The sequence below is a fragment of the Georgenia wutianyii genome (assembly GCF_006349365.1).
GTDB classification, from domain to species: Bacteria; Actinomycetota; Actinomycetes; order Actinomycetales; family Actinomycetaceae; genus Oceanitalea; species Oceanitalea wutianyii.
The window spans coordinates 3329043-3353719 of the sequence record NZ_CP040899.1 but is presented as its reverse complement, the minus strand read 5'-3'; the positions used below and the strand labels follow the sequence as shown (position 1 = coordinate 3353719).

At 73.5% G+C, this 24677-nt stretch carries 27 protein-coding genes, 1 tRNA gene and 1 riboswitch; of the genes, 21 read left to right on the top strand and 7 right to left on the bottom strand.

The features are described 5' to 3' along the window. The first annotated feature begins 50 nt into the window (after positions 1–50). The 9 genes from FE251_RS14900 to FE251_RS16045 all read left to right on the top strand — a co-directional run bounded on the left by FE251_RS14900 (position 51) and on the right by FE251_RS16045 (position 8493). Positions 51–1073 carry an AAA family ATPase gene (locus FE251_RS14900; RefSeq protein WP_139072329.1) on the top strand — a complete coding sequence of 341 codons (1023 nt, stop codon included), beginning with the start codon at positions 51–53 and terminating at the stop codon, positions 1071–1073. Further along, positions 1074–1961 (top strand): DUF58 domain-containing protein, encoded by an 888-nt coding sequence (locus FE251_RS14895; protein WP_139072330.1) that lies wholly within the window; start codon positions 1074–1076, stop codon positions 1959–1961. It abuts the gene before it with no gap. Then, on the top strand, positions 1948–2400 hold the full coding sequence (locus FE251_RS14890; protein WP_139072331.1) for a hypothetical protein: 453 nt from the start codon (positions 1948–1950) through the stop codon (positions 2398–2400). Before FE251_RS14895 ends, FE251_RS14890 begins: the two co-directional genes overlap by 14 nt. 5 nt (positions 2401–2405) lie before the next feature. After that, positions 2406–3416: a VWA domain-containing protein gene (locus FE251_RS14885; protein WP_168202757.1), complete on the top strand. Its 1011-nt coding sequence runs from the start codon at positions 2406–2408 to the stop codon at positions 3414–3416. Beyond that, entirely contained in the window at positions 3413–4456 is a 1044-nt protein-coding gene (locus tag FE251_RS14880; RefSeq protein WP_168202756.1) for a vWA domain-containing protein, read from the top strand. Before FE251_RS14885 ends, FE251_RS14880 begins: the two co-directional genes overlap by 4 nt. Further along, complete coding sequence (locus FE251_RS14875) at positions 4453–5280, top strand: prolipoprotein diacylglyceryl transferase (RefSeq protein ID WP_139949159.1); 828 nt, start codon at positions 4453–4455, stop codon at positions 5278–5280. Before FE251_RS14880 ends, FE251_RS14875 begins: the two co-directional genes overlap by 4 nt. Positions 5281–5324: 44 nt before the next feature. Then, a complete protein-coding gene (locus tag FE251_RS14870; RefSeq protein ID WP_139949158.1) occupies positions 5325–6806 on the top strand; it encodes a phytoene desaturase family protein in 1482 nt (493 codons plus the stop codon). A gap of 83 nt (positions 6807–6889) precedes the next feature. Next, entirely contained in the window at positions 6890–7654 is a 765-nt protein-coding gene (aroD, locus tag FE251_RS14865; RefSeq protein WP_139072336.1) for a type I 3-dehydroquinate dehydratase, read from the top strand. Then, positions 7651–8493: a variant leucine-rich repeat-containing protein gene (locus FE251_RS16045; protein ID WP_330998296.1), complete on the top strand. Its 843-nt coding sequence runs from the start codon at positions 7651–7653 to the stop codon at positions 8491–8493. Before aroD ends, FE251_RS16045 begins: the two co-directional genes overlap by 4 nt. Before the next feature lie 21 nt (positions 8494–8514). Here FE251_RS16045 and FE251_RS14855 read toward each other — a convergent pair whose 3' ends face one another. Then, the gene (locus tag FE251_RS14855) at positions 8515–8928 is read right to left on the bottom strand and encodes a (deoxy)nucleoside triphosphate pyrophosphohydrolase (protein ID WP_179954766.1); all 414 of its coding nucleotides are present in this window, start codon (positions 8926–8928) and stop codon (positions 8515–8517) included. Positions 8929–8983: 55 nt separating this feature from the next. Here FE251_RS14855 and FE251_RS14850 point away from each other — a divergent pair, with 55 nt between their 5' ends. Together FE251_RS14850 and FE251_RS14845 are read left to right on the top strand one after the other, a co-directional pair. Further along, entirely contained in the window at positions 8984–9709 is a 726-nt protein-coding gene (locus FE251_RS14850) for a M50 family metallopeptidase (protein ID WP_139072338.1), read from the top strand. A 58-nt stretch (positions 9710–9767) separates the two neighbouring features. After that, positions 9768–10268, top strand: a complete 501-nt coding sequence (locus tag FE251_RS14845) for a MarR family winged helix-turn-helix transcriptional regulator (protein WP_139949157.1) — start codon at positions 9768–9770, stop codon at positions 10266–10268. A gap of 1 nt (position 10269) precedes the next feature. Here the strand turns inward: FE251_RS14845 and FE251_RS14840 are convergent, their stop codons facing one another. Beyond that, entirely contained in the window at positions 10270–10830 is a 561-nt protein-coding gene (locus FE251_RS14840; protein ID WP_139072340.1) for a hypothetical protein, read from the bottom strand. A gap of 163 nt (positions 10831–10993) precedes the next feature. Between FE251_RS14840 and FE251_RS14835 the strand changes: the two genes are divergently transcribed. Continuing rightward, positions 10994–11067 (top strand) — tRNA-Gly (locus tag FE251_RS14835). Between the two features lie 45 nt (positions 11068–11112). Here the strand turns inward: FE251_RS14835 and FE251_RS14830 are convergent. Next, entirely contained in the window at positions 11113–12312 is a 1200-nt protein-coding gene (locus tag FE251_RS14830; protein ID WP_139949156.1) for a Fic family protein, read from the bottom strand. 195 nt (positions 12313–12507) lie between these two features. Here FE251_RS14830 and dcd point away from each other — a divergent pair, with 195 nt between their 5' ends. Together dcd and FE251_RS14820 are read left to right on the top strand one after the other, a co-directional pair. Beyond that, the gene (gene dcd, locus FE251_RS14825) at positions 12508–13086 is read left to right on the top strand and encodes a dCTP deaminase (RefSeq protein ID WP_139072341.1); all 579 of its coding nucleotides are present in this window, start codon (positions 12508–12510) and stop codon (positions 13084–13086) included. Then, entirely contained in the window at positions 13083–14087 is a 1005-nt protein-coding gene (locus FE251_RS14820) for a hypothetical protein (protein WP_139072342.1), read from the top strand. The genes dcd and FE251_RS14820 overlap by 4 nt, the downstream gene beginning before the upstream one ends. A gap of 64 nt (positions 14088–14151) precedes the next feature. On the opposite strand, the gene FE251_RS14815 is transcribed toward FE251_RS14820, so the two are convergent. From FE251_RS14815 to FE251_RS14805, 3 genes are read right to left on the bottom strand one after another with little or no spacing between them, the layout of a single operon-like run. Further along, positions 14152–14805 carry a DUF3618 domain-containing protein gene (locus tag FE251_RS14815; protein ID WP_139949155.1) on the bottom strand — a complete coding sequence of 218 codons (654 nt, stop codon included), beginning with the start codon at positions 14803–14805 and terminating at the stop codon, positions 14152–14154. Continuing rightward, positions 14805–15335 carry a phage holin family protein gene (locus FE251_RS14810; protein WP_139949154.1) on the bottom strand — a complete coding sequence of 177 codons (531 nt, stop codon included), beginning with the start codon at positions 15333–15335 and terminating at the stop codon, positions 14805–14807. The genes FE251_RS14815 and FE251_RS14810 overlap by 1 nt, the downstream gene beginning before the upstream one ends. Further along, positions 15332–16066, bottom strand: a complete 735-nt coding sequence (locus FE251_RS14805) for a hypothetical protein (RefSeq protein ID WP_139949153.1) — start codon at positions 16064–16066, stop codon at positions 15332–15334. The genes FE251_RS14810 and FE251_RS14805 overlap by 4 nt, the downstream gene beginning before the upstream one ends. Positions 16067–16556: 490 nt before the next feature. On the opposite strand from FE251_RS14805, the gene FE251_RS14800 reads away from it, so the two are divergent. From FE251_RS14800 to mnhG, 6 genes are read left to right on the top strand one after another with little or no spacing between them, the layout of a single operon-like run. Then, positions 16557–19559, top strand: coding sequence for a Na+/H+ antiporter subunit A (locus FE251_RS14800; RefSeq protein ID WP_139949152.1), 3003 nt, complete (start codon positions 16557–16559; stop codon positions 19557–19559). Further along, the gene (locus FE251_RS14795; protein ID WP_176554695.1) at positions 19556–20074 is read left to right on the top strand and encodes a Na(+)/H(+) antiporter subunit C; all 519 of its coding nucleotides are present in this window, start codon (positions 19556–19558) and stop codon (positions 20072–20074) included. The genes FE251_RS14800 and FE251_RS14795 overlap by 4 nt, the downstream gene beginning before the upstream one ends. After that, positions 20071–21660 (top strand): Na+/H+ antiporter subunit D, encoded by a 1590-nt coding sequence (locus FE251_RS14790; RefSeq protein ID WP_139949151.1) that lies wholly within the window; start codon positions 20071–20073, stop codon positions 21658–21660. The genes FE251_RS14795 and FE251_RS14790 overlap by 4 nt, the downstream gene beginning before the upstream one ends. Next, positions 21657–22301, top strand: coding sequence for a Na+/H+ antiporter subunit E (locus tag FE251_RS14785; protein WP_139072348.1), 645 nt, complete (start codon positions 21657–21659; stop codon positions 22299–22301). The genes FE251_RS14790 and FE251_RS14785 overlap by 4 nt, the downstream gene beginning before the upstream one ends. After that, complete coding sequence (locus tag FE251_RS14780) at positions 22298–22723, top strand: monovalent cation/H+ antiporter complex subunit F (RefSeq protein WP_139072349.1); 426 nt, start codon at positions 22298–22300, stop codon at positions 22721–22723. The genes FE251_RS14785 and FE251_RS14780 overlap by 4 nt, the downstream gene beginning before the upstream one ends. Next, the gene (gene mnhG / locus FE251_RS14775; RefSeq protein ID WP_139949150.1) at positions 22720–23130 is read left to right on the top strand and encodes a monovalent cation/H(+) antiporter subunit G; all 411 of its coding nucleotides are present in this window, start codon (positions 22720–22722) and stop codon (positions 23128–23130) included. The genes FE251_RS14780 and mnhG overlap by 4 nt, the downstream gene beginning before the upstream one ends. An 18-nt stretch (positions 23131–23148) precedes the next feature. Here mnhG and FE251_RS14770 read toward each other — a convergent pair whose 3' ends face one another. Then, a complete protein-coding gene (locus tag FE251_RS14770) occupies positions 23149–23415 on the bottom strand; it encodes a DUF4235 domain-containing protein (protein ID WP_139072351.1) in 267 nt (88 codons plus the stop codon). A 79-nt stretch (positions 23416–23494) separates the two neighbouring features. After that, a riboswitch (TPP riboswitch) is annotated at positions 23495–23601 on the top strand. A 47-nt stretch (positions 23602–23648) separates the two neighbouring features. Between FE251_RS14770 and FE251_RS14765 the strand changes: the two genes are divergently transcribed. After that, entirely contained in the window at positions 23649–24677 is a 1029-nt protein-coding gene (locus FE251_RS14765) for a thiamine ABC transporter substrate-binding protein (RefSeq protein WP_139949149.1), read from the top strand.

Sequence of the window (24677 nt, the reverse complement as noted above, 5' to 3'; positions counted from 1 at the left end):
CACGGCGCAGGCCGGGCCGGCCGCGGCCGGCTTCGAGGACAAGGGGAACGATGACCACACCGACCGGCACGGGCCTCGCGCCCAGCGCGGCGACCATCGACCAGACCGACCTGCGACGCTCCGCCGAGCTGCTCGGGCGCGTCAACGACATCTTCGGCCAGCGGGTCATCGGCCAGGAGGCGCTGCGCGTCGCCCTCGTCTCCACGCTGCTCGCCGGCGGGCACATCCTCCTGGAGTCGGTGCCGGGCCTGGCCAAGACGACGGCGGCACAGACGCTCGCGTCGTCGGTCTCGGGCTCCTTCCACCGGATCCAGTGCACCCCCGACCTCATGCCGAACGACATCGTCGGCACGCAGATCTTCAACTACGGCACCGGGACGTTCACCACCCAGCTCGGCCCCGTCCACGCCAACCTCGTGCTCCTCGACGAGATCAACCGGTCCAGCGCCAAGACGCAGTCGGCGATGCTCGAGGCGATGCAGGAGAAGCAGACCTCGATCGGCGGGGAGGTCTACCCGCTCCCCAAGCCGTTCATGGTGCTCGCGACGCAGAACCCCATCGAGGAGGAGGGCACCTACGTGCTGCCCGAGGCGCAGATGGACCGGTTCCTCGTCAAGGAGGTGCTCACCTACCCGACGCCGACCGAGGAGATCCGCATCCTCGACGGCATCAGCTCCGGCTCCTTCGACGCCCCGCTGCGCAGCGAGCCGATCACCCTGGAGGACGTCATGTTCCTCCAGCGGCTGGCCTCCCAGGTGTACGTCGACGCGTCGATCAAGCAGTACGTCGTCGCCGTCGTCAACACCACCCGCGGCGGTGGACCGCGGCCCCTGCCGAAGTTCTCCCAGCACGTGCGCGTCGGCGCCAGCCCGCGCGGTGCGATCGCGCTCATGCGCATCGCCCAGGCGCACGCGCTGCAGCAGGGCCGCACCTACGTCGTGCCCGACGACGTCAAGGCGCTGAGCCACAGCGTCCTGCGCCACCGGCTCGTGCGCACCTACGACGCCCTGGCGAACAACGTCGCGCCCGAGGCCCTCATCGACGCCGTCTTCGCCGCCGTCCCCGCCCCGTAAATGTCGAGCGCGTCGCGGCTGGCGAAGATCCGAGCGCGCCTGGACCTGCCCACGGTCCGGCGCGCCTCGGGCCTGCTCGACGGCCAGCACCGCTCGATCTTCACCGGGCACGGGCAGGACTTCGACGACATGGTCGAGTACCACCCGGGCGACGACGTCAAGGACATCGACTGGAAGGCCTCGGCGCGCACGGGCCACCCGGTCATCCGCCGCTTCGTCCACGAGTCGAACCTCGCGATGGTCCTCGCGGTCGACACCGGCCGCTCGATGGCGGCCACCGCCCCGAGCGGGGAGCGCAAGTCGGAGATCGCGCTGTTCGCCGCCGACGTCGTCGCCTACCTCGCCCGCGCCCGCGGCGACCTCGTCGGGCTCGTCGCCGGCGACTCGCGTCGCATCACCCAGGTCCCGGCGCGCGGCGGCACCGGCCACATGGAGATGCTCCTGCGGATCCTCGAGCGCGACCTCACCCGGGAGGCGCCGTCCTCGGACCTGTCCCGCGTCCTGGACCGGATCCTCACCTCGGCCACCCGGCGCACGCTCGTCGTGCTCATCACCGACGAGGCCCGTCCGGCCCTCACCGACGAGGAGGCGCTGCGCCGGCTGCGCACCCGCCACGACATCATGGTGATCTCGGTGGCCGACGCCGTGCCCACCACCCCGGGCCTGGGCCCCGTCGCGGACGTCGAGGGAGGACTCGTCCTGCCCCCCTTCCTCCAGCGCGACCGCCGCCTGCACGCGGCCGCGACCACGGCCGTGGCCAACCGCAAGAAGCGGGTGCGCGACATGCTGCGCCGCCGCGGGATCGAGCACGTCGTCGCCTCGAGCTCCGACGACGTCGTCGACGCCCTCCTCGACCTGTTCCGGAGGCAGCGCCGTGTCCGGGCTTGAGGACCTGCTGCCCCCCGAGGCCTACTCGGCGTGGGTGCCCGTGCTGGGCGGCGTGCTCCTGCTCGCCGTCGCCGGCTGGTACGCCTTCGTCCTGCTCTCCACCCGCCGCGCCCGGCCCACCGAGGCGGGCTCCGTGTCGCCCGACGGGCGGGCGCGCTTCGCCGCGGACGTCGACGCCGCCCTGGAGTCCTACCGGCGGGGTGAGGAGGACCTGCGCGGGCTGCACCTCGAGCTCGCCCGGATCATGCGCGAGTTCGCCTCCGAGCGGATCGGGCGGGACGTGCGGTCGTGGACGGCGGGGGACATCGCCGGCTACGACCCCACCGCCCGGCTCGGTGACCTCCTGCGCCTGTGGGAGGAGCCGTCCTTCGCGCGGCGCAGCGACGCCGAGGCCGTGACGGCCGCCGAGCGCGCCCGGGAGGTGATCCGCCAGTGGTGATGCTCATGACGTGGCTCATCCCGGTGGTCCTCGGGCTCGTCCTCGCCGCCGCGGTGCTCGGCTGGTTCATGCCGCGCGAGGGCCGCCCTGCCCGGCAGGTGCGCTGGCTGGCCAACACCGGCTACCTGCGCCGCCTGCCCACCTACCGCAGGCGGATGCGCCTGTACCAGGTGGCCCTCGGCGGGCTCGGCGTCTTCACGCTCGTCGCCTCCCTCGGCACCGCCCTGCTCCTGGCCCGGCCCGCCGACCGCGACGTGCGCGCCGAGGTCATGGCCACCCGCGACATCGTCCTGTGCCTCGACGTGTCCGGCTCGATGATCGAGTTCGACAGCGAGATCGTGCGGACCTTCTCCCAGATGGTCGAGTCCTTCGACGGCGAGCGGATCGCCCTGTCGGTGTGGAACTCCACCTCCCGCTCGGTCTTCCCGCTCACCGACGACTACGCCCTCGTCACCGAGGAGCTCGACGCCGCCGCCGAGGCGCTGGACTTCGACCTCGACGCCCTGTTCCACTCCCCGGAGGCCCTCGAGCAGCTCGAGGAGTTCGTCGCGGGGACGATGTCCCACGACCCGGACTCCTCCTCGCTCGTCGGTGACGGGCTCGCCACGTGCGCCTTCGCCTTCGACGCGTCGGACACCGAGCGGTCCCGCTCGATCATCCTCGTCACCGACAACCAGGTGCTCGGCGCGCCGATCTACGGCCTGCAGGAGGCCGCGGACCTCGCCGCCGAGCGCGACATCCGCCTCTACGGCCTGTTCGCCTCCTCCGACGAGTCCTACTCCCGCGAGAACGAGCAGGCCTTCCGTGAGGCGGTCACCGGCCACGGCGGGCTGTTCTACCAGGCCGACGACCCGGCCGCGGTCGACGCGATCGTCGCCGACATCGACTCCCAGCAGGCCGTCGAGCTCGACGCCGCCCCCGAGGTCGTCATCACCGACCGCCCCGAGACGGTGCTGTGGCTGGCCGTCGCCGGGGTCGCCGGGCTGGTGCTCGCGGCATGGAGGCTGCGCTCATGATCCTGCGTCTCGTGTGGCCCGCGTGGGCCGTCGCCGTCGTCATCCTCCCGCTCGTGACCGTGTGCGTCCTCGCCGCCGTGCGCGCGCGCCGCAGCGGTGACGGCTCGTTCCCCTCCTGGCTGCGCCGCGGCGGGATGGTCCTCGCCCTCCTCGTCGTCGCGCTCGGTCCGGCGGTCCCGAGCACGACGACGACGGTCGCGACGAACGTCGAGGTCTTCTTCGTCGTCGACCGCACCGGCTCGATGGCCGCGGAGGACTACGCGGGCGGGCAGCCCCGCCTGGACGGGGTGCGGCACGACGTCGAGGCGATCGTCGAGGCGATGCCCGGCGCGCGGTACTCGGTCATCACCTTCGACTCCCAGGCCGCCCGCCAGCTCCCGCTCACCACCGACGCGCGCGCCGTGCGCACGTGGGCCGACACCCTCGTCCAGGAGATCACCGCCTACTCGGCGGGCTCGGCGGTCGACCGGCCGCTGCCGACCCTCACGGCGGCGCTCGAGGGTGCCGCGGAGCGCAACCCGGAGAACGTGCGCGTCGTGTTCCTCCTGTCCGACGGCGAGAACACGAGCGGCGACGGCAGCGAGGAGGGCGAGCCGCAGTCCTTCGCCGACCTCGCCCCGCTCGTCGACGGTGGCGCGGTCCTCGGCTACGGCACCGCGCAGGGCGGGCAGATGCGCGTCTACGACGGGACCGACGAGACCGGCGCGGGCACCGACGCCGAGTGGATCCTCGACGAGACCCAGCCCGGGTCCCCGCCCGCCGTCTCACGCATCGACGAGACGCAGCTGCGGCGGGTCGCCGAGCAGCTCGGGCTCGACTACGTCCACCGTAACCAGCCCTCCGACGTCGGCGGGCTCGTCGCCGGGATCGACGCGGAGACCATCGCCGCGGACGGCCGGCGCGACGTGTCGGTCTACGAGGACGTCTACTGGCCGGCCGCGGCGGTGCTCGCCGTGCTCCTCGCGTGGGAGGCGTGGCACCAGGCGCGCCACTTCCCGCGGCCCGGCGCCCCCGTGCGGCGTGAGAGGAGCGCGGCATGAGCCGGACCCGCGAGCGCCCAGCGCTGCCGCCGCACCTGCGCCTGCGCCGTCGCCTCCTCGCGTGGTCGGCGCCCGTCGTCCTCGCCTTCCTCGTCGTCGGCTCGCTGCTCCTCGGGACGTGGGCCGGCAACCTCCTCGGCACCCGGGACTACGACGCGCTGCGCTTCCCCGAGGCCGCGGACCAGTACGAGGCGCAGCAGCGCTGGACCGGCTTCGCCGAGCAGTGGAAGGCCTGGTTCAACCGGGGGACCGCGCTGTACCGGGCCGAGGAGCACTTCCTCGCCGTGGAGGACCTGCGGGTGGCCCTCGAGCGCGTCCCGGAGGCGGGGCCGCTGCCCGGCGGTCCCGAGGGCAGCAAGGCGCCGGAGTCCCCCGAGTGCCGTGTGCGCACCAACCTCTCGCTGGCGATCGAGGCGCTGGGCGACGTCGCGGCGACCGGCGACGGCGACCCGGGCATCGCCGAGGCCTACTACGCCGAGGCGCAGGAGGTCATCGCCCCGTGCACGACCTCCCCGCAGAACGAGCAGACCTCCGAGCGTCAGCAGGACAAGGAGGACCAGGCCCGCGAGGACCGCCAGAACCCGCAGGACCAGCCCACCGAGGAGCCGAGCGGGGAGCCCACCGACGAGCCCTCCGACGAGCCGTCCGACGAGCCGTCCGAGGAGCCGACGCCGGGTGAGGAGCCCAGCGCGGAGCCGACCCCCGAGCCCACCCAGGACCCCCGTCAGGAGGAGCTCGAGGAGCGCAACCGCGACGCCGAGCGCGAGCGCCAGGAGGAGCAGGAGCGCGGCGGCGGCGGCTTCGGCGGCGGACAGAACTGGTAGCCCGTCCGCCTGCGCCGGCCGGCCGCAGGCCACACAATGAGGTGGTGCCGGGTTCCAGGGAGACACGCGACGTCGTCGTCGTGGGCTCGGGACCCAACGGCCTGGCGGCCGCGGTGACGATGGCGCGGGCCGGACTGGGCGTCCTGCTCCTCGAGGCCGAGACGACCGTCGGCGGCGGTGCCCGCACCCTGGACCTCGGGCTCGGCGAGGGTCTCGTCCACGACGTGTGCTCCGCCGTCCACCCGCTCGCCACCGCGAGCCCGTTCCTCTCCGCGTTCGACCTGCCCGCCCGCGGCGTCGAGCTCGTCGCCCCCGAGCTGTCCTACGCCCACCCGCTCGACGGTGCCCGCGCCGGGCTCGCGTGGCGCGACCTCGAGCGCACCGTCGCGGGCCTGGGCGCCGACGGCGGGGCGTGGCGGCGCACCTTCGGCCCGCTCGTGCGGGACGCGGAGGCGGTCGTCGGCGCCACGCTCGGGGACATGCGCAGCATCCCGTCCCAGCTGCGGTCGCCGCAGGGGATGCGCGGCGCCGTCGCCTTCGGCCTGCGCACGCTCGTCGAGGGGACGGCGCTGTGGAGCCTGCCCTTCGCCGGGGAGGTGGCGCCCGCGATGCTCGCCGGGGTGGCCGGCCACGCGATCGCCCCGCTGCCCGCGCTCGCCCCGGCCGGGGTGGCGCTCATGCTCGGCACGCTCGCCCACACGACCGGGTGGCGGATCCCGGTGGGCGGCTCGCAGGCCATCGCCGACGCGCTCGTCGCCGACCTGCGTGCCCACGGCGGGGAGGTCCGCACCGGGGTGCGGGTACGCAGCTGGCGTGAGCTGCCCCGCGCCCGCAGCTACCTCCTCGACACCTCGACGGCGGTGGCCGCGGAGATCTGGGGCGAGCGGCTGCCCCCGGCGGTCGCCCGCCGGCTCACCCGCGCCCCGCGGGGCGGGGCGGCGGCCAAGGTCGACTTCGTGCTCGACGGGCCGGTCCCGTGGGCGGTGCCCGACGTCGGGCGCGCGTTCACCGTCCACGTCGGCGGCACCCGCGCGGAGGTGGCGGCCGCCGAGGCGGACGTCGCCCGCGGCGTCCTGCCCGAGCGTCCGGTCGTCCTGCTCTCCGACCCCTCGGTGGCCGACCCGGGCCGCGCCCGCGACGGGCGGCGCCCGCTGTGGACCTACGCCCACGTGCCCGCCGGGTCCACCGTCGACCCCACCGAGCACGTCATCCGCCAGATCGAGCGCTTCGCGCCCGGCTTCCGCGACGTCGTCGTGCGCAGCCGCGGCATCCCGGCCGCGCGGATGGTCGAGCACAACCTCAACCTCGTCGACGGCGACATCGCCGGCGGGGCGGTGACGATGGGGCGTGTGCTGCGCGGTCCGACCGGCCGCTGGGACCCCTACGGCCTCGGCGTCCCCGGTGTCTACCTGTGCTCCTCCTCGACGCCGCCCGCCCCGGGCGTGCACGGGATGAACGGCTTCCACGCCGCCCGGCGTGCCCTGCGGCAGCGGTTCGGGCTGCCCGTGCCCTCCCTCTCGCCCTGACCGACCGGCTCCCGGGCCGGTGTGACGCCCGCCGCGGGCTTGTCGGTAGTGTGCTCCCGGTGCCGAGCGGAGGAGAGGTCCGGATGAGTGCGGTCGTGCGTCTGCGCGGCGTGCCCGTGGGGGAGGGGCGCGCCAAGGTCGCGGCCTCCCTGAGCTCCCCGCGCGCTGCGGACCTGCTCGCCGAGGCCGGGCGCGTGCTGGCCGCCGGCGTCGACGTCGCCGAGTGGCGGGCGGACCACGCCCTGGCCGCGGGCACCCCGGTCACCGGGCTGCCGGCCGCGCTGCGCGAGCGCCTGGGCGACACCCCGCTCCTGCTCACCGTGCGCAGCGCGCACGAGGGTGGCGCAGCCACGCTCGACGACGCCGCCTACGCCGCCGCCGTCACCTCCCTCCTCGAGCCGGGCGGCGGGGACGCCGTGGACCTCGAGGCCGCCCGGCACGCGGTGCTGCCCGACCTGCTCGCCCGTGCCCGCGAGGCCGGCCTGCCGGTCCTCGTCTCGGCGCACGACGTGCACGCCACCCCCTCCGCCGCCGAGATCACGGACCTGCTCGCCGCGATGGCCGCGGCAGGAGCCGACGTCGTCAAGCTCGCCGTCACCGCCCGCGGCCCGCGCGACGTCCTCGCCCTGCTCGAGGGGACGCTCGCGGCGCGCGAGACGCTCGACGTCCCGGTGGTCACCATGGCCATGGGCCCGGCCGGCCTGGTGAGCCGGCTGTGCGGGGAGGTCTTCGGCTCGGCGCTGACCTTCGGTGCCGTGGACCGGCCCTCCGCGCCGGGCCAGATCGACGCCCGGGCGCTGCGCGAGGTCGTCGACCTCGTCCACGAGCACGGGGGAGGCGGGCGATGACGTTCACCGTCTACCAGGCGACGAACCCGGCCACGCCCCCGGAGACGCTCGCCCGCATGGCCGCCGACCGGCCCGACCTGCGCCAGTTCGTCGCGGCCAACCCGGCCACCCCGCCGGGCGTCGTCGAGTGGCTCGGCACGCTGGGGGACCACGCGGTGGACGCCGCGCTCGCCCGTCGCCGGCCCGCCGGCTACCCGCCGCCCTCGGGGCCCCCGAGCGGGTCGGTCCCTAGCTCCCCGCGCCCCCTCTCCCCGCAGACCGGGCCGTGGGCGTCCGGCGGGTCCCCCGCACCGGGCGCGCCTCCCGCCGGTCGTCCCGTCGCCAACCCCTACGCCCCACCGGGCGCCAACCCCTACGCCCCACCGGCCGGCCCTGGCGCGCCCGGCCCGGGCGGGTACGGCGGCACCCCGGCACCCTCCGGCCACACGGCACCGTCCGGCTACGGCGCCCCGTCCGGCTACGGTGCGCCGTCCGGCTACGGTGCGCCGTCCGGCTACGGGCCCGTCTCCGGCTCCCCGCTCGACGCCTACGGCTACCAGCTGCCCGAGCCGCGCGGCCGACGCGTGGGCCTCGTCGTGGCGATCGTGGCCGCCGCCGTCCTGCTCGTCGGGGCGCTCGTCTTCGCCGCGTCCTCGATCTTCGGTGCGGTCGGCGACGACAGCACCTACGGCGACGACCCCTACCTCGACCGGCTGTGGGACGCGTGCGAGGCCGGGGACGGCCAGGCGTGCGACGACCTCTACCTCGAGTCGCCCCTCGGCTCGGGCTACGAGGAGTTCGGTGACACGTGCGGACACCGGTTCGACGAGCAGTCCGTGTGGTGCGCCGAGGTCATGTGACCCGTGCCCACCCCGGCGGGCTCAGCGCGCCAGGCCCACGGCGGCGACGACCGGCCCGTCGGCCGGCAGCCACCTCAGCCCGGCGGCTCCCGGGGCGTCGACCCACAGCACGTCGTCGTGGTCGAGGAGGGGCCGCGGCTCCCCGTCGGTGAGGGCCAGCCACACCCGCAGCCGCAGCCGGTCGTTGATCGGCCAGTCGCCCGCGAGCGGACCGGGGAGCGGCGGGCCGAGGGTGAGGTCGACGCCGAGCTCCTCGCGGATCTCCCGGTGCAGCGCCGCCGCGGGGTCCTCACCCGGCTCGACCTTCCCGCCGGGCAGCTCCCACATCCCGGCGAGGTCGCTCGGGGCGGAGCGGCGCGCCGCCAGCAGCCGGCGCGGCGCGACGAGGTCGTCGACGACGGCCGCCGCGACGACCAGCCTGGGCGCTGTCTCCACGGCCGAAGGCTACCCGTGGCGTGACCCGCGCCGCGGCGACGGGCACGATGGCGGGGTGGACCTCCTCGACGTGTGGACGGCGGTGGCCGACCGGACGCGCCCCGGCCCCGCGCTCGCGACGCTCGGGCTGCCTGCCGCCGCGGTGTGGGCGGCGCTCGCGGCCGGGCTGCTCGTCGTCGCCCTCCCGCCGCTGTGGCGGGCGCTGCGCGTCGTCGTCACCGTGGTGCACGAGCTGGGGCACGCGGTCGTCGGCGTGCTCGTCGGCCGCTCGTTCACCGGGCTGGTCCTGCGACCGGACATGTCCGGGCACGCGGTGACGGTGGGCCGTTCCCGGGGGCCGGGCAGGGTGGCGACGACGTGGGCGGGCTACCCGGCCCCGGCGCTCGTCGGTGCCGGTGCCGTCCTCGCCGGGACCTCCGGGTGGGCTCCGCCGGTCCTCCTCGTCACGGCCGGCGTCCTGCTCGTCGGGCTGCTCCGCTCCCGGTCGGCCTACACGGTCCTCGTCATGCTCGCCGCCCTCGGGGCGACCGGCTGGCTGTGGTGGTCCGGCGACGGCGAGGCCCAGGGGCTGGCCCTCCTCGCCGTCGGTGTCATGCTGGTGCTCGGGGCGTGGCGCCACCTCGGCGCCGTCACCCGGGAGCCGGGCAGCGGGTCGGACCCCGCCGTGCTCGCCCGGATCACCCCGCTGCCCCGCGCGGTGTGGACCGTGTCCTTCGTCCTCGCGCTGGCGGGCGCGACCTGGGTGGTGGCCGACCGGCTGTGGACGCTCGTGGGACGTTGACAGCCGCGCTCCCGGGCGGGACACTTGAAGACTCAACTATGAGACACGAGGACGCACCATGAGCGACGACGAGCCGCGCTGGCTCACCCCGGTCGAACGGACCACCTGGCTGAGCATCAGCGAGCTGTTCATGACGCTCCCGGGCGCCCTCGACACGCGGCTGCAGCAGCACGCCGGCATCACGTTCTACGAGTACATGGTCCTCGCGATGCTCTCCGAGCAGGAGGACCGCACGCTCCAGCTCAGCGAGCTCGCCGAGCTCACCTCCGGCTCGCTGTCCCGTCTGTCACACGTCCTCACCCGCCTCGAGCGGCACGGCTGGGTGGTGCGCGAGCGCTCCCCGCACAACGCCCGGGCGCGGATCGCCCGGCTCACCCCCGAGGGTCTGTCCAAGGTCGTCGCGACGGCGCCGGCGCACGTCGACGACGTCCGTGAGCTCGTCTTCGACGCGCTCGGCGAGCAGGACGTGCCCGCGCTCGCGGCGATCCTCGCCCCGGTGCTCGAGCGGCTGCAGCCCGGCGGGCGGCCGGTGCGTCCGGGCCGCGGCGTCGGGGTCTGACTCAGACGGCCGCGCCGCCGATCTGCGGGCGCCACATCTCCGGCCGGCGGCCGAGGCGCAGGGCGTCGGCAGCGGAGCGGACCTGGTCGATCTCGGTCGGGCTCAGCGACTGCGCGAGCGTGTCGAGCAGCCGGATGCGGATGGCCTCGGACTGCCCGAGGACGGCCTGGCCCTTGGGCGTGAGGTGGACGAGCGTGGGCTCGGCCGCGGAGTTCGGCTCGGCCGGGTGGTGGTGGCGGCCGAGGAGCGCCTTGCGGACCAGGCCGTCGACGGTCGCGGCGGCAGCGGCGTCGGCCTGCCCCGTGTAGCGGGCGATCGCCCGGTAGTGGTCCACGCCCTCGGCGACGGCGGTCAGCGCCTGCAGCTCCCCGAGGCGCAGGCCGGTGAGCTCCTCGACCGCGCCGATCATGAGGTGGCGGGTCTGGTCGAGCTGGGTGGTGCCCGCCCCGAGGTCCAGGATCGTGGCCAGGCCGGTGCCGGGGGTCGTCGCGCGCAGCACCCGCCGGATCTCGGTGACCGGGGCGCGGAGGTCGTCATCGCCGCCGCCGACGACGACGGACATTGGCGGGGGTTCTGCCTGAGTACTCACAGTTGGACAACGGTACGTGAGGCTGCGAGGTTCCACCCGTCGGGCGCGTGCCGCGTCGCTCACCGTGCCGGAGTTTTACGAACCGGGCACGGCGATGGCTATACTCGGACTCCGGCAGCGCCTGCGGCACTGCCACGCGGGTGTAGTTCAATGGTAGAACTTCAGCTTCCCAAGCTGACGGCGCGGGTTCGATTCCCGTCACCCGCTCCACCGGCTCGGCCCCTCCGGGGTCGGGCCGTTCGTGTTCGTAGCGCATCAGTTGACAAGGGTGCGCAGCACCTTTGGAGCGTAGAACCGACGGCGATAGGTGCCTTCAGGGTCCAGCGGTGCGAGGATCTCCAGATCGACGAGTTGGCCGACCAGGCTGTTCGCTCTCCCGTACGAGAGTTGGAGATCGCGCTGGACCGCGCGCACGGTGAACGAGATGTGGCCCACCGCGTAGTCGACGAGGGTCTGGGCCGTGTCTGCCCGTAGCTTGGAAGTCCGGACGACGTCCTTGAGCTGGTCTTGGACTGCGACGAGTGCGAGCATCTGGTCGCGCGTAGCGAGGGCGGACTCCCTTAGTCCGTGCGCGAAGAAGGAGACGAATCCGTCCCAGTCCCCCGCTGTGCTGACGGCCAGAAGGCGGTCGTAGTAGTCGTACCGACGCGATTCGAACCAGGGTGATACTGAGAGCGTGGGTTCGGCCAGGACTCCGGACAGCAGCAGGTGTATCACGATGAGGAGCCTGCCGATCCGCCCGTTTCCATCATTGAAGGGGTGTAGCGCCTCGAACTGGTAGTGCGCCATGGCGGCGGCTACTACGGGGTCGATCTCGCTCGAGCGGTCGATGCTCATCCACGCCAAGAGGTCCTGTACTCGAGCGTGCAGGTCGTCCCCCGGTGGCGGGGGCACGAATCGCGCGACCGTCACGGGAAGATCTGCAGGAGTTGCTCCATCTCGCCGACCAATGACCACCTGCATGTTGCGGATTGCGCCCGACGCAGCGACGTCGCTGGGCGTGCCTGCGACTAGGATTCGCTGGAGCCCGCTCATCATGCTGGTGGTGAGGGACCTGCCCTGCTGTAGCCAGTCGAAGGCCGTATCTGCCATCTTGACGTAGTTGAGAACCTCCCGGAGATCTGCGGTGCCTGGGTTGTCCTCATCTGCGGTTAGGACGTCGCTCAGTGGCGCGTAGGTACCCTCCAGTGCGGAGGTGCTCTGCGCCTCGGTCTGGAGGGTTGGACGCCTGAGTAGTTGCGGGTTGGGCAGCTGGCGGGCTGTGCTGTCCAAGGATGCCAAGGCTGCGCGAGCGTTTGCGACCGCGAGGTAGGTGGCTGGGGTGAGGGGTGGGCACTCGCTGGGCAACGGGTCGGGCAGGAACGCGCGATGCTCCCAAGCGCCGTGCCTCGGGTCGGTTCCGGTGATGGGTACAAGCGTGCCCGGTGACGCCTTCGTGAAGCGGCCAAGGTCCATGAATGTCACTCTACTGGTCGAAGTGTAAAATTTCACGTACGAGATTCACACTTAGAGGATCCATGGCCGACTCGTAGAGTGTCTGGGAAGTGTCGGTTCGCAGTCATAGTCGGCTGTGGATTGTCACTAATGAGGTCACACCGGCTCGGCCCCTCCGGGGTCGGGCCGTTCGTGTTCGTGAGGCACAATCTTTGCGTGCTTCTCTCCGACCGTGACATCCGGGCCCAGATCGACGCCGGGCGGGTCCAGCTCGACCCGTACGACCCCGCGATGATCCAGCCCTCGAGCATCGACGTGCGCCTCGACCGCTGGTTCCGGCTCTTCGACAACCACCGCTACGCCGTCATCGACCCGGCGCAGGACCAGTCCGAGCTCACCCGCCTCATCGAGGTCGCGCCCGACGAGCCGTTCGTGCTCCACCCGGGTGAGTTCGCCCTCGGCGCCACCTACGAGCTCGTCACGCTCCCCGACGACGTCGCGGCCCGGCTCGAGGGCAAGTCCTCCCTCGGCCGTCTCGGCCTGCTCACCCACTCGACCGCCGGCTTCATCGACCCCGGGTTCACCGGCCACGTCACCCTCGAGCTGTCGAACACCGCGACCCTGCCGATCACGCTGTGGCCGGGGATGAAGATCGGCCAGCTGTGCTTCTTCCAGCTCTCCAGCCCGGCCGAGCACCCGTACGGCACCGGGGTGCGCGGCTCGCGCTACCAGGGCCAGCGCGGCCCGACCGCCTCCCGCTCCCACCTCAACTTCAGCCGTACCCCACTCCGGTGAGCGACCTCCCCCTCCTCGACCGCGGCCTGGCCGCTCCCCGACACCTGCTCGTGCTCTCCGCCGAGGTGTCCCCGGAGGAGGTGGAGGCGCTGGCGGTCTCGCACTTCGACGACGCCGGCTGGGTGGCGCCGAGCTCGCTGCGGCTCACCGGTGACGCCCTGCTCACCGGGCCGTGGGAGGTGGACGACACCGTGCGCGCCGCGCTCGACCTGCCCTCCTGGGCCGCCTCGGCGATGCTCCTGCGCTGCCCGGTCCAGCGCGGCGGCGCCGTGCCGCCCGAGCTGCGGGGCCTGGGCGGGCTGCTCGACGCGTTCCCCGAGGGGGAGCCGGTCGGGCTGGAGCGGCGCGTCCTGGACCACCTCCTCGCCCAGGCGCGACGGCTCGCCGGCGCGCTGCGGGTCGCGGGCACCGGCACCGTCCTCGTGCCCGACCCCGCCTCCGCCGTCGACCTCACCGTCCACACGACGGTGTGGCTCGAGCCGGACGCGTGCCTCAAGGTCCTCGCCCCGGTGCTGCCCGGGATCACGACCGACGAGGAGGTCGACCCGCCCGCGCACGTGCCGTCGCTCGACGCCGGCGTCGCCCCGCAGCGGGCGGCGGCGGTCGCCGAGCTGGACGAGGGCGAACGGGCCTGGCTGCACGCCGAGGCCGACGCGCTCGACGAGGCTGTCCTCTCCCAGCCGCAGGTCCTCGACGGCTACGCCTGCGCGGCCCCGGCGCCGGGCGGGCTGCTCGAGGTCGGTGTCGCGGGCAGCGAGCACACCCCGCTCGTCCTGCGCGGCGAGCCGTGGGCCCGTGGCGGGGTCATCACCTACGAGGTGCGCTGGCGGCCGGACGACCCGGCCACCGCGCTCGGTCCTCGCCCGCCCCTCGCGCTGCGCCGGCAGCGGGAGCAGGCCGCCCGGCTCGTCGAGCGCGTGACCCTCGCCCTCCACGCGGCCGTGGGCGGCGCGATCGTCGACGACGACGGCTTCCTCGTCGCCCCCGAGACGCTCGGCTGACACGGATCGCACGACCGCGGGCCCTCCTGCCGCAGCGGCAGGAGGGCCCGCGGTGCGTCGGGTGTCAGTGGTCGTCGCGGACCTCGTGGGCAGAGTCCTGGGCCTGCGAGCGGACCTCACCGGCCTTCTCCTGGGCCTGGGTGCGCACGTCCTGTGCGGCCTCCTGGGCGTGGGAGCCGACGTCCTGCGCTGCCCCGGTGCCCTCCTCGCGCACGCGCTGGACCCCTTCCGTGGCGGTGTCCTTCACGTCCTGGACGGCCTGCTGGGCGGGCTCCCTGAGCCTCTCGGCGCTCTCCCGCGCGACCGTCCTGACCTCCTCGGTCGCCTGGCCGACGGCGTCGCTCGACCTCGCCTGCTCGACGAGCTCACGCTCCTTGCGGGAGGAGGGGATGAGCCCGGCGAGCAGCAGACCGGCGCCGAAGGCGACGAGGCCGGCGGCCAGCGGGTTGCCCTCGGCCCTCTCCTTCGTCCGTGCCGGGGCGCCGGTGGCCATGCCGGCGACGTGGCCGGCCTGGTCGCGCACCGAGCCGGCGGTGTCGGACGCCGCGCCGAAGATCCGGTCCTTGGCGTCGGTAACGGCGCCGCGCACCTTCTCCTTCTGGCGCTCGGCGATGTTGGTCGGGCTCACCTTGTCGGTGAGCGCGTCGACGTTCTGGCTGAGGTCGCTGCGGGTGCCCTCGATGTCCTGACGGATCTGGTCCGGGTCGTTGGTGGCCATCAGTGGTCCTGTCCTCTCACTGCGTCCGGGATCTTCTTCACGGTCTGCGAGGTAAGGGGGAGCCCCTCGACCTCCTTCATCTCCTTGCGGCCCGTGAGCGCGAGCACGGCCGCGACGACTGCCCAGATCGCCGCGACGATGAGCGCGGACCAGCCCAGGGCCGGCACCGTGTCCTCGTCGGCGATCAGCGTCCCCAGCGCCCACCACAGGGCCAGGGAGAGGAAGAGCAGGGTGAAGTACCCCGCCAGGCCGGCTCCGCCGAACATGCCGGCGCCCTTGCTCGCCTTCGAGACCGACTGCGTCAGCTCCGCCTTGGCGAGATCCATCTCCTGGCGGACGAGGGTGGAGAAGTCCTGCGTGATGTTGCTGACCAGCTCCCCGATGCTCGTGTCGGAGGAGGGCAGCGGCTCGGAGGTCGGGACCTCCGGGACGGTGACCGCCGGGACGGCGGTCCCCAGGTGGCCAGGCGGGACGGTCCCAGGGGGAGGCGCCGCGCCGCCGGGGGGCGGGGGACCGGGTGGCGTGGTCATCGCAGCCCACCCGGCTCGTCCGTGCCGTAGGTGAGGCCGGGCGGACGGGCGTCCGGAGTCGTCCCGGTCGGGGTCGCGGTCCCGTAGCCGACGGGGCTGCCGGTCGGCGGGAGACTGGCGGTGGTGGCGGTGGGCGAGGTGTCGTACCCGCCGGCCGGCTCGTCGTCCCCGGTGTCCTTGAGACTGCGGGCGATCCGCCCGACAGCCAGCCCCAGCCCACCGGCGATGAGCACGAAGGTCCCGGGGCTGCGGCGGGCGTAGCTGCGCACCTCCGCGAGCACCGCGGACGGCTCACGGCCCTCGAGCCACCGGCCGGCGTCGCCGGTCGTCTCGGCCGCCCAGCGGGCGAGGTGGGTCGCCATGCCCGGCTCCTCGGCGCCCTCGGCCAGCTGGCCCATCTCGGCGGAGAAGGCGCGCAGGCCCTGCGCCAGCCGCTCCTGCTGGGTGCCGGCCTGGGTAGACAGCTCGGTCTGTCCCTCGTGCAGCAGGGTCTGTGCCTGCCTCCTGGCCTCGCCGACCGCGCGCTGCGCCTCCTCCTTGGCCGTGCCGGCCACCTGGGTGGCCTGGTCCTTGGCGTTGCCGGCCACCTGGGCGGCCTGGTCCTTGGCGTTGCCGGCCACCTGGGCGGCCTCGTCCTTGGCGCTGCCGGCGACCTTCGAGGCCTCCTCCTTGGCGGCCTCCTTCGTGCCCCCGCCGGAGTGCCTCCCGGACTCGACGGGCGTGGTCGACACGGGGGACGGGGCCCCGGCGGGCGGCGGTGGCGTCACCGGTGGCGTCGCCGGCGGACCGACCGGCGGCCGCGCCGGGGCTGGTGGGCCCTGCCCGAGTGTCGAGGGGTCTGTGGGTGGGCGACGGAATTCCTCGGTCATGGTTCAGTCCTCCCGGTGCTGATCCGGCCACGGCTCGACGCCGAGGCTCGCGCCCAGAGTGCTCCCGATCGGACCGTCCCGCCTCTCGGGACAGCCGGTCCGGGTGAATGACATCCGCGAGATTCCGCCTCGAAGTGCGGTCGGGCGAGTCAGTGCGACCTGTGCCGGACGCGGTCGGGGGACCTCGGGACAGCGGGACGTGCGGACGCCCTGTCGGGAAACGTCGGTGTGTCGTTGTTAGACTGCGGGTGTCCCCGTCATGCTGCCGCGTTCGGCGTGCGGGCGTGATGTCCGGCGTGGCCGTTTCGCCGCCCAGGGCCTGTCTTGACCGTTGACAACACTGGAGCGGCCTGTGCTGCAGCTGCTGATCCTCCACCTCGTGGTGGCTGTGGTCGCGCCTGCATGCATGAAGCTGTGGGGGCGCCGGTTCTTCCTCGCCCTCGCGCTCGTCCCCGCCTCGGCGGCGGTGTGGGCCGGGATGCAGACCCAGGAGGTCCTCGCCGGGAACCACCCCGCGGTCTCCGTGGCGTGGGTGCCCACGCTCGACCTCAGCCTCACCTTCCGGCTCGACACCCTGTCGTGGCTCATGGTCCTGCTCGTCGGCGGGATCGGTGCGCTCGTCCTCGTCTACTGCGCGGCCTACTTCTCGGCCACGGCCAAGGGCCTGGGCCGCTTCGCGGGCGTCTTCGTCGCCTTCGCCGGCTCGATGCTCGGGCTCGTGACGACGGACAACACCCTGCTGCTCTACGTGTTCTGGGAGCTGACGACGATCACGTCGTTCCTGCTCATCGGCCACTACCACGACCGGCAGAGCTCGCGGCGCGCCGCGGTGCAGGCCCTCGTCGTCACGACCTTCGGCGGCCTGGGCATGCTCGCCGGCTTCATCGCCCTCGGTGAGGTCGAGGGCGGCAGCTACTCCCTGCGTGAGCTCGTCGCGAACCCCCCGACCGGCGGGATCGTCCCGGTCGCGGTGGCCCTCGTCCTGCTCGGTGCGGTGACGAAGTCGGCGCTCATCCCCTTCCACTTCTGGCTCCCCTCGGCCATGGCCGCGCCGACCCCGGTCAGCGCGTACCTCCACGCCGCGGCGATGGTCAAGGCCGGCGTCTACCTCGTCGCCCGGCTCGCGCCCGGCTTCGCCGACGTCCCGCTGTGGCGGTGGACGCTGCTCCTCCTGGGCGCCGGCACGCTCCTGCTCGGCGGCTACCGGTCCCTGCGGCAGCACGACCTCAAGCTGCTCCTCGCCTTCGGCACCGTGAGCCAGCTCGGGTTCATCATCCTGCTCGTCGGGTTCGGGACCAACGCCGCGGCCCTCGCCGGGCTCGCGCTGCTCGGCGCCCACGCGCTGTTCAAGGCCTGCCTGTTCCTCGTCGTCGGCACGATCGACTGGTCGGTCGGCACCCGTGACCTGCGTGAGCTCACCGGGATGGCTCGGCGCATGCCGCTGACGGCGCTGAGCGCGGCGATCGCCACCGCCTCGATGGTGGGCCTGCCGATCACGGCCGGCTACCTCGCCAAGGAGGCGGCGCTCGAGTCGATGCTCCACGGGGACGGCTTCGGCAAGGCGGCGCTCGTGGCGATCGTGCTCGGCTCGATGCTCACCTTCGCCTACGGGGTGCGTTTCATGTGGGGCGCGTTCGCCTCCAAGCCCGGGGTCGAGCCCCCGACGGCCCAGCGCGCCTCGCGGGTCATCACCACGCCGGCGGCCGTCCTCGCCGCCGCCACCGTCGCCGTCGGCTTCCTGCCCGGCAGCCTCGAGCACGTCCTCGCGCCCTACGCCGACACCTACCCCGGCGAGCCGGGGCACCTCACGCTGTGGGCCGGTCCCGGTCCCGCGCTCTACCTCACCCTGCTCGTCGTGGCCGTCGGCACGCTGATGTTCGTCGCGCGCCGGCCCATCGAGCGGGCCCAGGACTCGATGTGGGACTTCGGCGGCGCGGCTGCCGCCTACCGCAAGATCGTCCTCGGCACCGAGCGCCTCGCGGCCGACGTCACGGCCGTGACCCAGCGTGGTTCGCTGCCGGCCTACCTCTCGACGATCCTCGTGACGACCGTCGGCCTCGTCGGCGGCGGCGCGATCGGCTTCGCCACCCTCCCCGCCCACGTCCGGCTGTGGGACAGCGGGGTCCAGGCCGCCGTCGTCGTCGTCATCTGCGTCGCTGCCTTCCTCACCGCGCGCGCCCGCCGCCGCCTCAAGGCGGTGCTCCTGGTCGGCGTCACCGGCTACGGCGTCGCGCTCATCTACGAGCTCCAGGGCGCCCCGGACCTCGCGCTCACCCAGGTGCTCGTCGAGACGATCACGCTCGTCGTGTTCATCCTCGTCCTGCGCCGCCTGCCCGCGTACTTCTCCAACCGCCCCCTCGTCGCCTCGCGGTGGCTGCGGGCCGCGATCGGCGCGGTCAGCGGCATCACCGTCGCCGGGCTGGCGATGGTCGCCGCCGGGTCGCGCGTCCACGCGCCGGTGTCGGTGGACTTCGCCGAGGAGGCCTACGAGTACGGCTACGGGCGCAACGTCGTCAACGTCACGCTCGTCGACATCCGCGCGTGGGACACGATGGGCGAGATCTCGGTGCTGCTCGCCGCGGCCACCGGCGTCGCCTCGCTCATCTTCCTGCGCGCCCGCGCCTCGAAGATCGACCGCGCCACCAAGCTCAGCGCCGACCAGCAGGCCAAGGTGTGGCGCACGCCCGCCCCCGAGCGCAACGCGCAGCTCTACCAGCGGCTCGCCGCGCAGGCCCAGGAGCCCGAGGGCGACCGCGGCCGGCAGTGGCTGAGCGCGATCCCCACGCTCGCGCCCCAGCGCCGCTCGGTGATCTTCGAGGTCGGCACGCGCCTCATCTTCCACACGATGGTGCTGTTCTCCATCTACCTGCTCCTCGCCGGCCACAACCAGCCCGGTGGCGGGTTCGCCGGCGGCCTCATCGCGGGCATCGCGCTCACCGTGCGCTACCTCGCCGGCGGACGCTACGAGCTCGGTGAGGCGCTGCCCGTCCAGGCCGGCTGGCTGCTCGGCTCGGGCCTCTTCCTCTCCGCCGGCGCCGGCGCGATCCCGCTGTTCTTCGGCGGCGACGTGCTGCAGTCCGTGCTCGTCCAGGCCGACCTCGGGATCATGGGCGAGCTCAAGCTCGTCTCGACGATCTTCTTCGACGTGGGGGTCTACCTCGTCGTCGTCGGGCTCGTCCTCGACATCCTGCGCACCCTCGGTGCCGAGATCGACCGGCAGGGCGAGCGGGAGGGCGACGCCGCTCCCGACGTGCCGTTCGACTCCCCGGAGGTCACGTCCGACGACGTCGCCCCCGAGGCGGCCCCCGCCGGCCGCACCGGCGCGACCCGACCCACCGACGGAGGTGCCCGGTGATCGACACCTCTCCGAGCCTCGCGCTCGTCCTGCTCGTCGCCGTCCTCGTCGGCTGCGGCGTCTACCTGCTCCTCGAGCGCAGCCTCACCCGCGTCATCGTCGGGATCGCGATGATCTCCAACGGCGTGAACATCATGTTCCTCATCGCCGGCGGCCGGGCCGGCGGCCCGCCGCTCGTCGGGACCACCGAGCCGGAGAACATGAGCGACCCACTTCCCCAGGCCATGGTGCTCACCGCGATCGTCATCACCCTGGGCCTCACCGCCTTCCTGCTCTCCCTCGCCTACCGGGCGTGGCAGCTCAACGGCCACGACGAGGTCCAGGACGACCTCGAGGACCGCCGCATCGCCCGCCTCGCGCAGTCCGACGAGGTGCCCGCCCGCAGCGTCGACGACGCCGGGACCACGCTCGCCGAGGACGCCCTCCTGTCCCGCGACGAGACCTCCGTCCTGCCCGACCGCGCCGGCCGCGCCCGGCGCGCCCGGATCGGCGCGGGCGACGAGGAGCTGCGATGAGCTGGCTCCTCCCGCTGCCCGTCCTCATCCCGCTCATCGGGGCCGGGCTCGCCCTCGCCCTCGCCCGTTTCCCGCGCGTCCAGCGGATCGTCACCGTCACGGCGCTCACCTCGGTGCTCGCGATCGCCATCGCGCTGCTCGTCCTCGTCAACGACGGGCCGATGGCGGTGGACATCGGCGGCTGGGCGGCACCGGTCGGGATCGTCCTCGTCGCGGACCGGCTCTCCGCGCTCCTGCTGCTCGTCTCGGTGAGCGTGACGCTCGGGGTGCTCCTGTACTCCCTGGCCCAGGGCAACGCCGACGGCGACGAGGGCGCCCCGGTCGCGATCTACCACCCGACCTACCTCGTGCTGTCCGCGGGTGTCTCCAACGCCTTCCTCACCGGGGACCTGTTCAACCTGTACGTGGGCTTCGAGATGCTCCTCGTCTCGAGCTTCGTGCTCATCACGCTGGGCGGCTCGCGGGAGCGGGTGCGTGCGGGGACCGTCTACGTCGTCGTCTCGATCCTCTCCTCGATCATCTTCCTCGCCGCGATCGCGCTGGTGTACGCCGCCGTCGGCACGGTGAACCTCGCCCAGCTCTCCCAGCGCATGGGGGAGATCGACCCGGGCACCCAGCTGGTCCTCCAGCTCATGCTGCTCGTCGCCTTCGGGATCAAGGCCGCCGTCTTCCCGCTCCACGCGTGGCTGCCCGACTCCTACCCGACCGCGCCCGCGCCGGTCACCGCGGTGTTCGCGGGCCTGCTCACCAAGGTCGGCGTCTACGCGATCATCCGCACCCAGACGCTGCTCTTCCCCGACGGCCGGGTGGACGACCTCCTCATGGTCGTCGCGCTCGTCACGATGGTGATCGCGATCCTCGGCGCCGTCGCGCAGCAGGACGTCAAGCGACTGCTGTCCTTCACCCTCGTCAGCCACATCGGCTACATGGTGTGGGGCGTGGGGATGTCGAGCACGCTGGGCCTCTCGGCGGCGATCTTCTACGTCGTCCACCACATCACCGTCCAGACCGCGCTGTTCCTCGTCGCGGGTCTCATCGAGCGCAGGGGCGGCACGACCTCCCTCGCCCGCCTGGGCTCCCTCGCGCGGGTCGCGCCCCTCCTCGCCGTCCTCTACCTCGTCCCGGCGATGAACCTCGCCGGCATCCCGCCGATGTCCGGGTTCCTCGGCAAGGTGGGACTCATCGAGTCCGGCATCGCCCGCGGCACGGGGCTGGACTGGGCGCTCGTCGCAGGCTCCCTCGTCACCAGCCTGCTCACCCTCTACGCCGTGACCAAGGCGTGGAACCAGGCGTTCTGGCAGGAGGCGCCGGAGCCGCTGCCCGACACGACCATCCCGCGCTCGATGATGGGCCCGACGGCGGCGCTGGTCCTCATGTCGCTCGCCTACACCGCCGTCGCCGGCCCGCTCTTCCAGTACACCGACCGTGCGGCCCGCGACCTGCGCGCCCAGACTCCCTACATCCTCACCGTGCTCCCCGACGGGCAGCGCGGCTCGGGCCAGTCGCCCGAGGTCACCGAGGAGAACCGGGAGGAAGGCTCGGTCGAGGCGCCGACGGACCGTGAGACGGGGGAGCAGGTGCCATGAGCCACGACAAGCACGTGGAGACCTCCCGCGAGCACCCCCGGCCGCGCCGGTTCCGGCTCCGGGCGAACTGGGGCGTCCTCCTGTGGCTCACCGTCGTGTGGGTCTTCCTCTGGGGTGACCTCACCGTCGCCAACGTCGTCATCGGCGCTTTCCTCGCCGTGCTCGTCACCGCGGTCCTGCCGCTGCCCGCGACGCCGTTCAACGGCCGGTTCCGCCCCTGGGGCGTCGTCCTGCTCGTCTCCTACTTCCTCCGGGACGTCGTCAAGGCCTCGATCGAGGTCGCGGCGATCGCGCTGCGACGCGAGCCGCCCCGCGGCGCGGTCATCCGGGTGCGTCTGCGCAGCCACAACGACGTCTACCTCACGATGGTCGCCGGGATGACCACCCTCGTGCCCGGCTCCGTGGTCATCGAGGCGCACCGCGTCACCGGGACGCTCTACCACCACATCCTCGACGTCGACATGCACGGCGGGCTCGAGCGGGCCCACGACGCCGTGCTCGAGCAGGAGGAGCGGATCCTGCGGGCCTTCGCGACCAAGGAGGAGCTCATCGCCGCCGGGCTCGTGCCGGGGAGCTCCCCGCGCGCCGGCCGGCTGAGCGGACGGGCCGCGGCCGGCACCGGCCGGGAGGGGGACGCATGACCGTCGTCTACGTCATCTGCTTCGCCGTCCTCCTCGCGGCGGCCGTGCTCGCCCTCACCCGCATCGAGCGCGGGCCGAGCATGTTCGACCGCATCGTCGGCATCGACGTCATGACCGCCATCCTCATCGGGTCGGTCGCCCTGGTCGCCGCCGTCACCAAGCGCTCCGACCTCGTGCCCGTCCTCATCGTGCTCGCGCTGGTCGGGTTCATCGGCTCCACCTCCGTCGCGCGCTTCGCCGCGGCCGAGTCCGCCGAGGAGGGCCGCATCCTCACCCGCGAGGAGCTCGACGCGATCCTCGCCGAGCGGGAGCGGCAGCCCGACGACGCCCCCGCTGTGCACGACGTCGACGACGACAGCGGGGCGGTCATCGTCTCGGTCTCCGACGACGACGACCCGACCGAGCGGAAGGAGGGCCGATGACCGAGACCGTGCTCGACGTCCTCGCCGCGGCGCTGCTGCTGGGCGGGTCGCTGCTCGCGTTCATCGCGGGCCTCGGCATCGTCCGCTTCCCCGACCTGCTCTCCCGCATGCACGCGGCGACCAAGCCGCAGGTGCTCGGGCTCATGCTCCTCATGACCGGGCTCGGCATCGAGCTGCGGAACTTCACCGCCGGAGTGACGCTGCTGCTCGTCGTCGCCTTCCAGCTCGTCACCGGGCCGATCTCGGCCCACATGCTCAGCCGCGCTGCCTACCGCACCGGCAAGGTCGACTCCTCGACGCTGCTCGTCGACGAGCTCACCGAGGACCTCGCGCGGGCCGCGAAGCTCGACGAGCTCGACCGGCTCGAGCTCGAGCGCAGGACCACCGCAGCCCGCGGGGAGGACTGAACCCGCGGGCCGCGGGGATCAGCCCAGCGTGCCGGTCTGCTCGACCGGGCCGCCGTACCACTTGGCAGCACCGCGCTGCGCGAGCTGGCGGGTGAGCCCGACGACCGCACCGCTCACCGCGGCGAAGACGACGATCTCGGTGAAGCTCACCGACGGGTCGCCGTCGTCGTCGCCCGGAGGGGCGTGGCCGGTCACGGCCTTCCACCCGAGGTCGAGCAGCTTGTTGGCGAGGATCCCGGCGACCACAGCCGACCCTGTGCTGACGATCTTCCAGCCGATGTCCATGTCTCTCCGTCCGTGGGGGATGGGGACCAACCTAACGAAGCGCGTGGTGGCGCGCACACCTGCCGTGGGTAGCATGGTCGGTGAACGACAGGGGAGCACCCCACGGTGCTGAGAGTGCGGCAAGGGCCGCAGACCCTCGAACCTGCTCCGGTTAGCACCGGCGAAGGAAGTCGGGAATTCTCTCCCCGGGCACGTGCGCCCGGACCCCTCCTTGAAGCCGAGGAGGACCACGCATGACCACGACACACCGCACCGCCGCCGCCCTGGCCGCCGTCCTCACGCTGGGCGCGTGCAGCGCCACCACCGGCGCGGACGGGCAGCAGGAGGACGTCCTGCGGGTCGTCACCCACGACTCCTTCCACCTGAGCGACGGGCTGCTCGCCGACTTCGAGGAGGCCACCGGGTACACGGTCGAGCTGATCGCCCCGGGGGACGGCGGCGCGCTCGTCAACCAGCTCGTGCTCACCCGGGACAACCCGCTCGGTGACGTCGTCTTCGGGATCGACAACTCCTTCGCCGCCCGCGCGGTCGAGGAGGGGGTGCTCGCGCCCTACCGCTCCCCGGACGCCGCGGAGACCGCCTTCGACGACGCCCTCACCGCCGTCGACTACGGCGACGTCTGCGTGAACATCGACCGCGCCTGGTTCGCCGAGGAGGGGCTGGCCGAGCCGCGGACGCTCGCCGACCTCGCCGACCCGGCGTACGCGGACCTGCTCGTGGTCACCAACCCGGCGACCTCCTCACCGGGCCTGGCCTTCCTCCTCGCCACCGTCGCGGAGTTCGGCGAGGACGGGTGGGAGGACTACTGGCGCGACCTCACCGCCAACGGGGTGCGCGTCGTCGAGGGCTGGTCCGACGCCTACTACGTCGACTTCTCCGGCTCCGAGGGTGCCGGGCCCCGCCCGCTCGCCCTGTCCTACTCCTCCTCCCCGGCGGCCGAGGTGCCCGGCGACGGCTCGGCCCCCGGCACCGGCGCGCTGCTGGAGACCTGCTTCCGCCAGACGGAGTACGCCGGGGTCCTCAGCGGTGCGCGCAACGTCGAGGGTGCGCAGGCGTTCGTCGACTTCCTCCTCTCCCCGCAGGTCCAGGCCGACATCCCCGGCAGCATGTACATGTACCCGGTCCAGGAGGGCGTCGAGCTGCCCGCCGAGTGGGCCGAGCACGCCCCCGCGAGCGAGGAGCCGCTGGACCTGGCCCCCGAGGACATCACCGAGAACCGCGACCGGTGGGTCGAGACGTGGACCGAGATCGTCGTCGGCTGA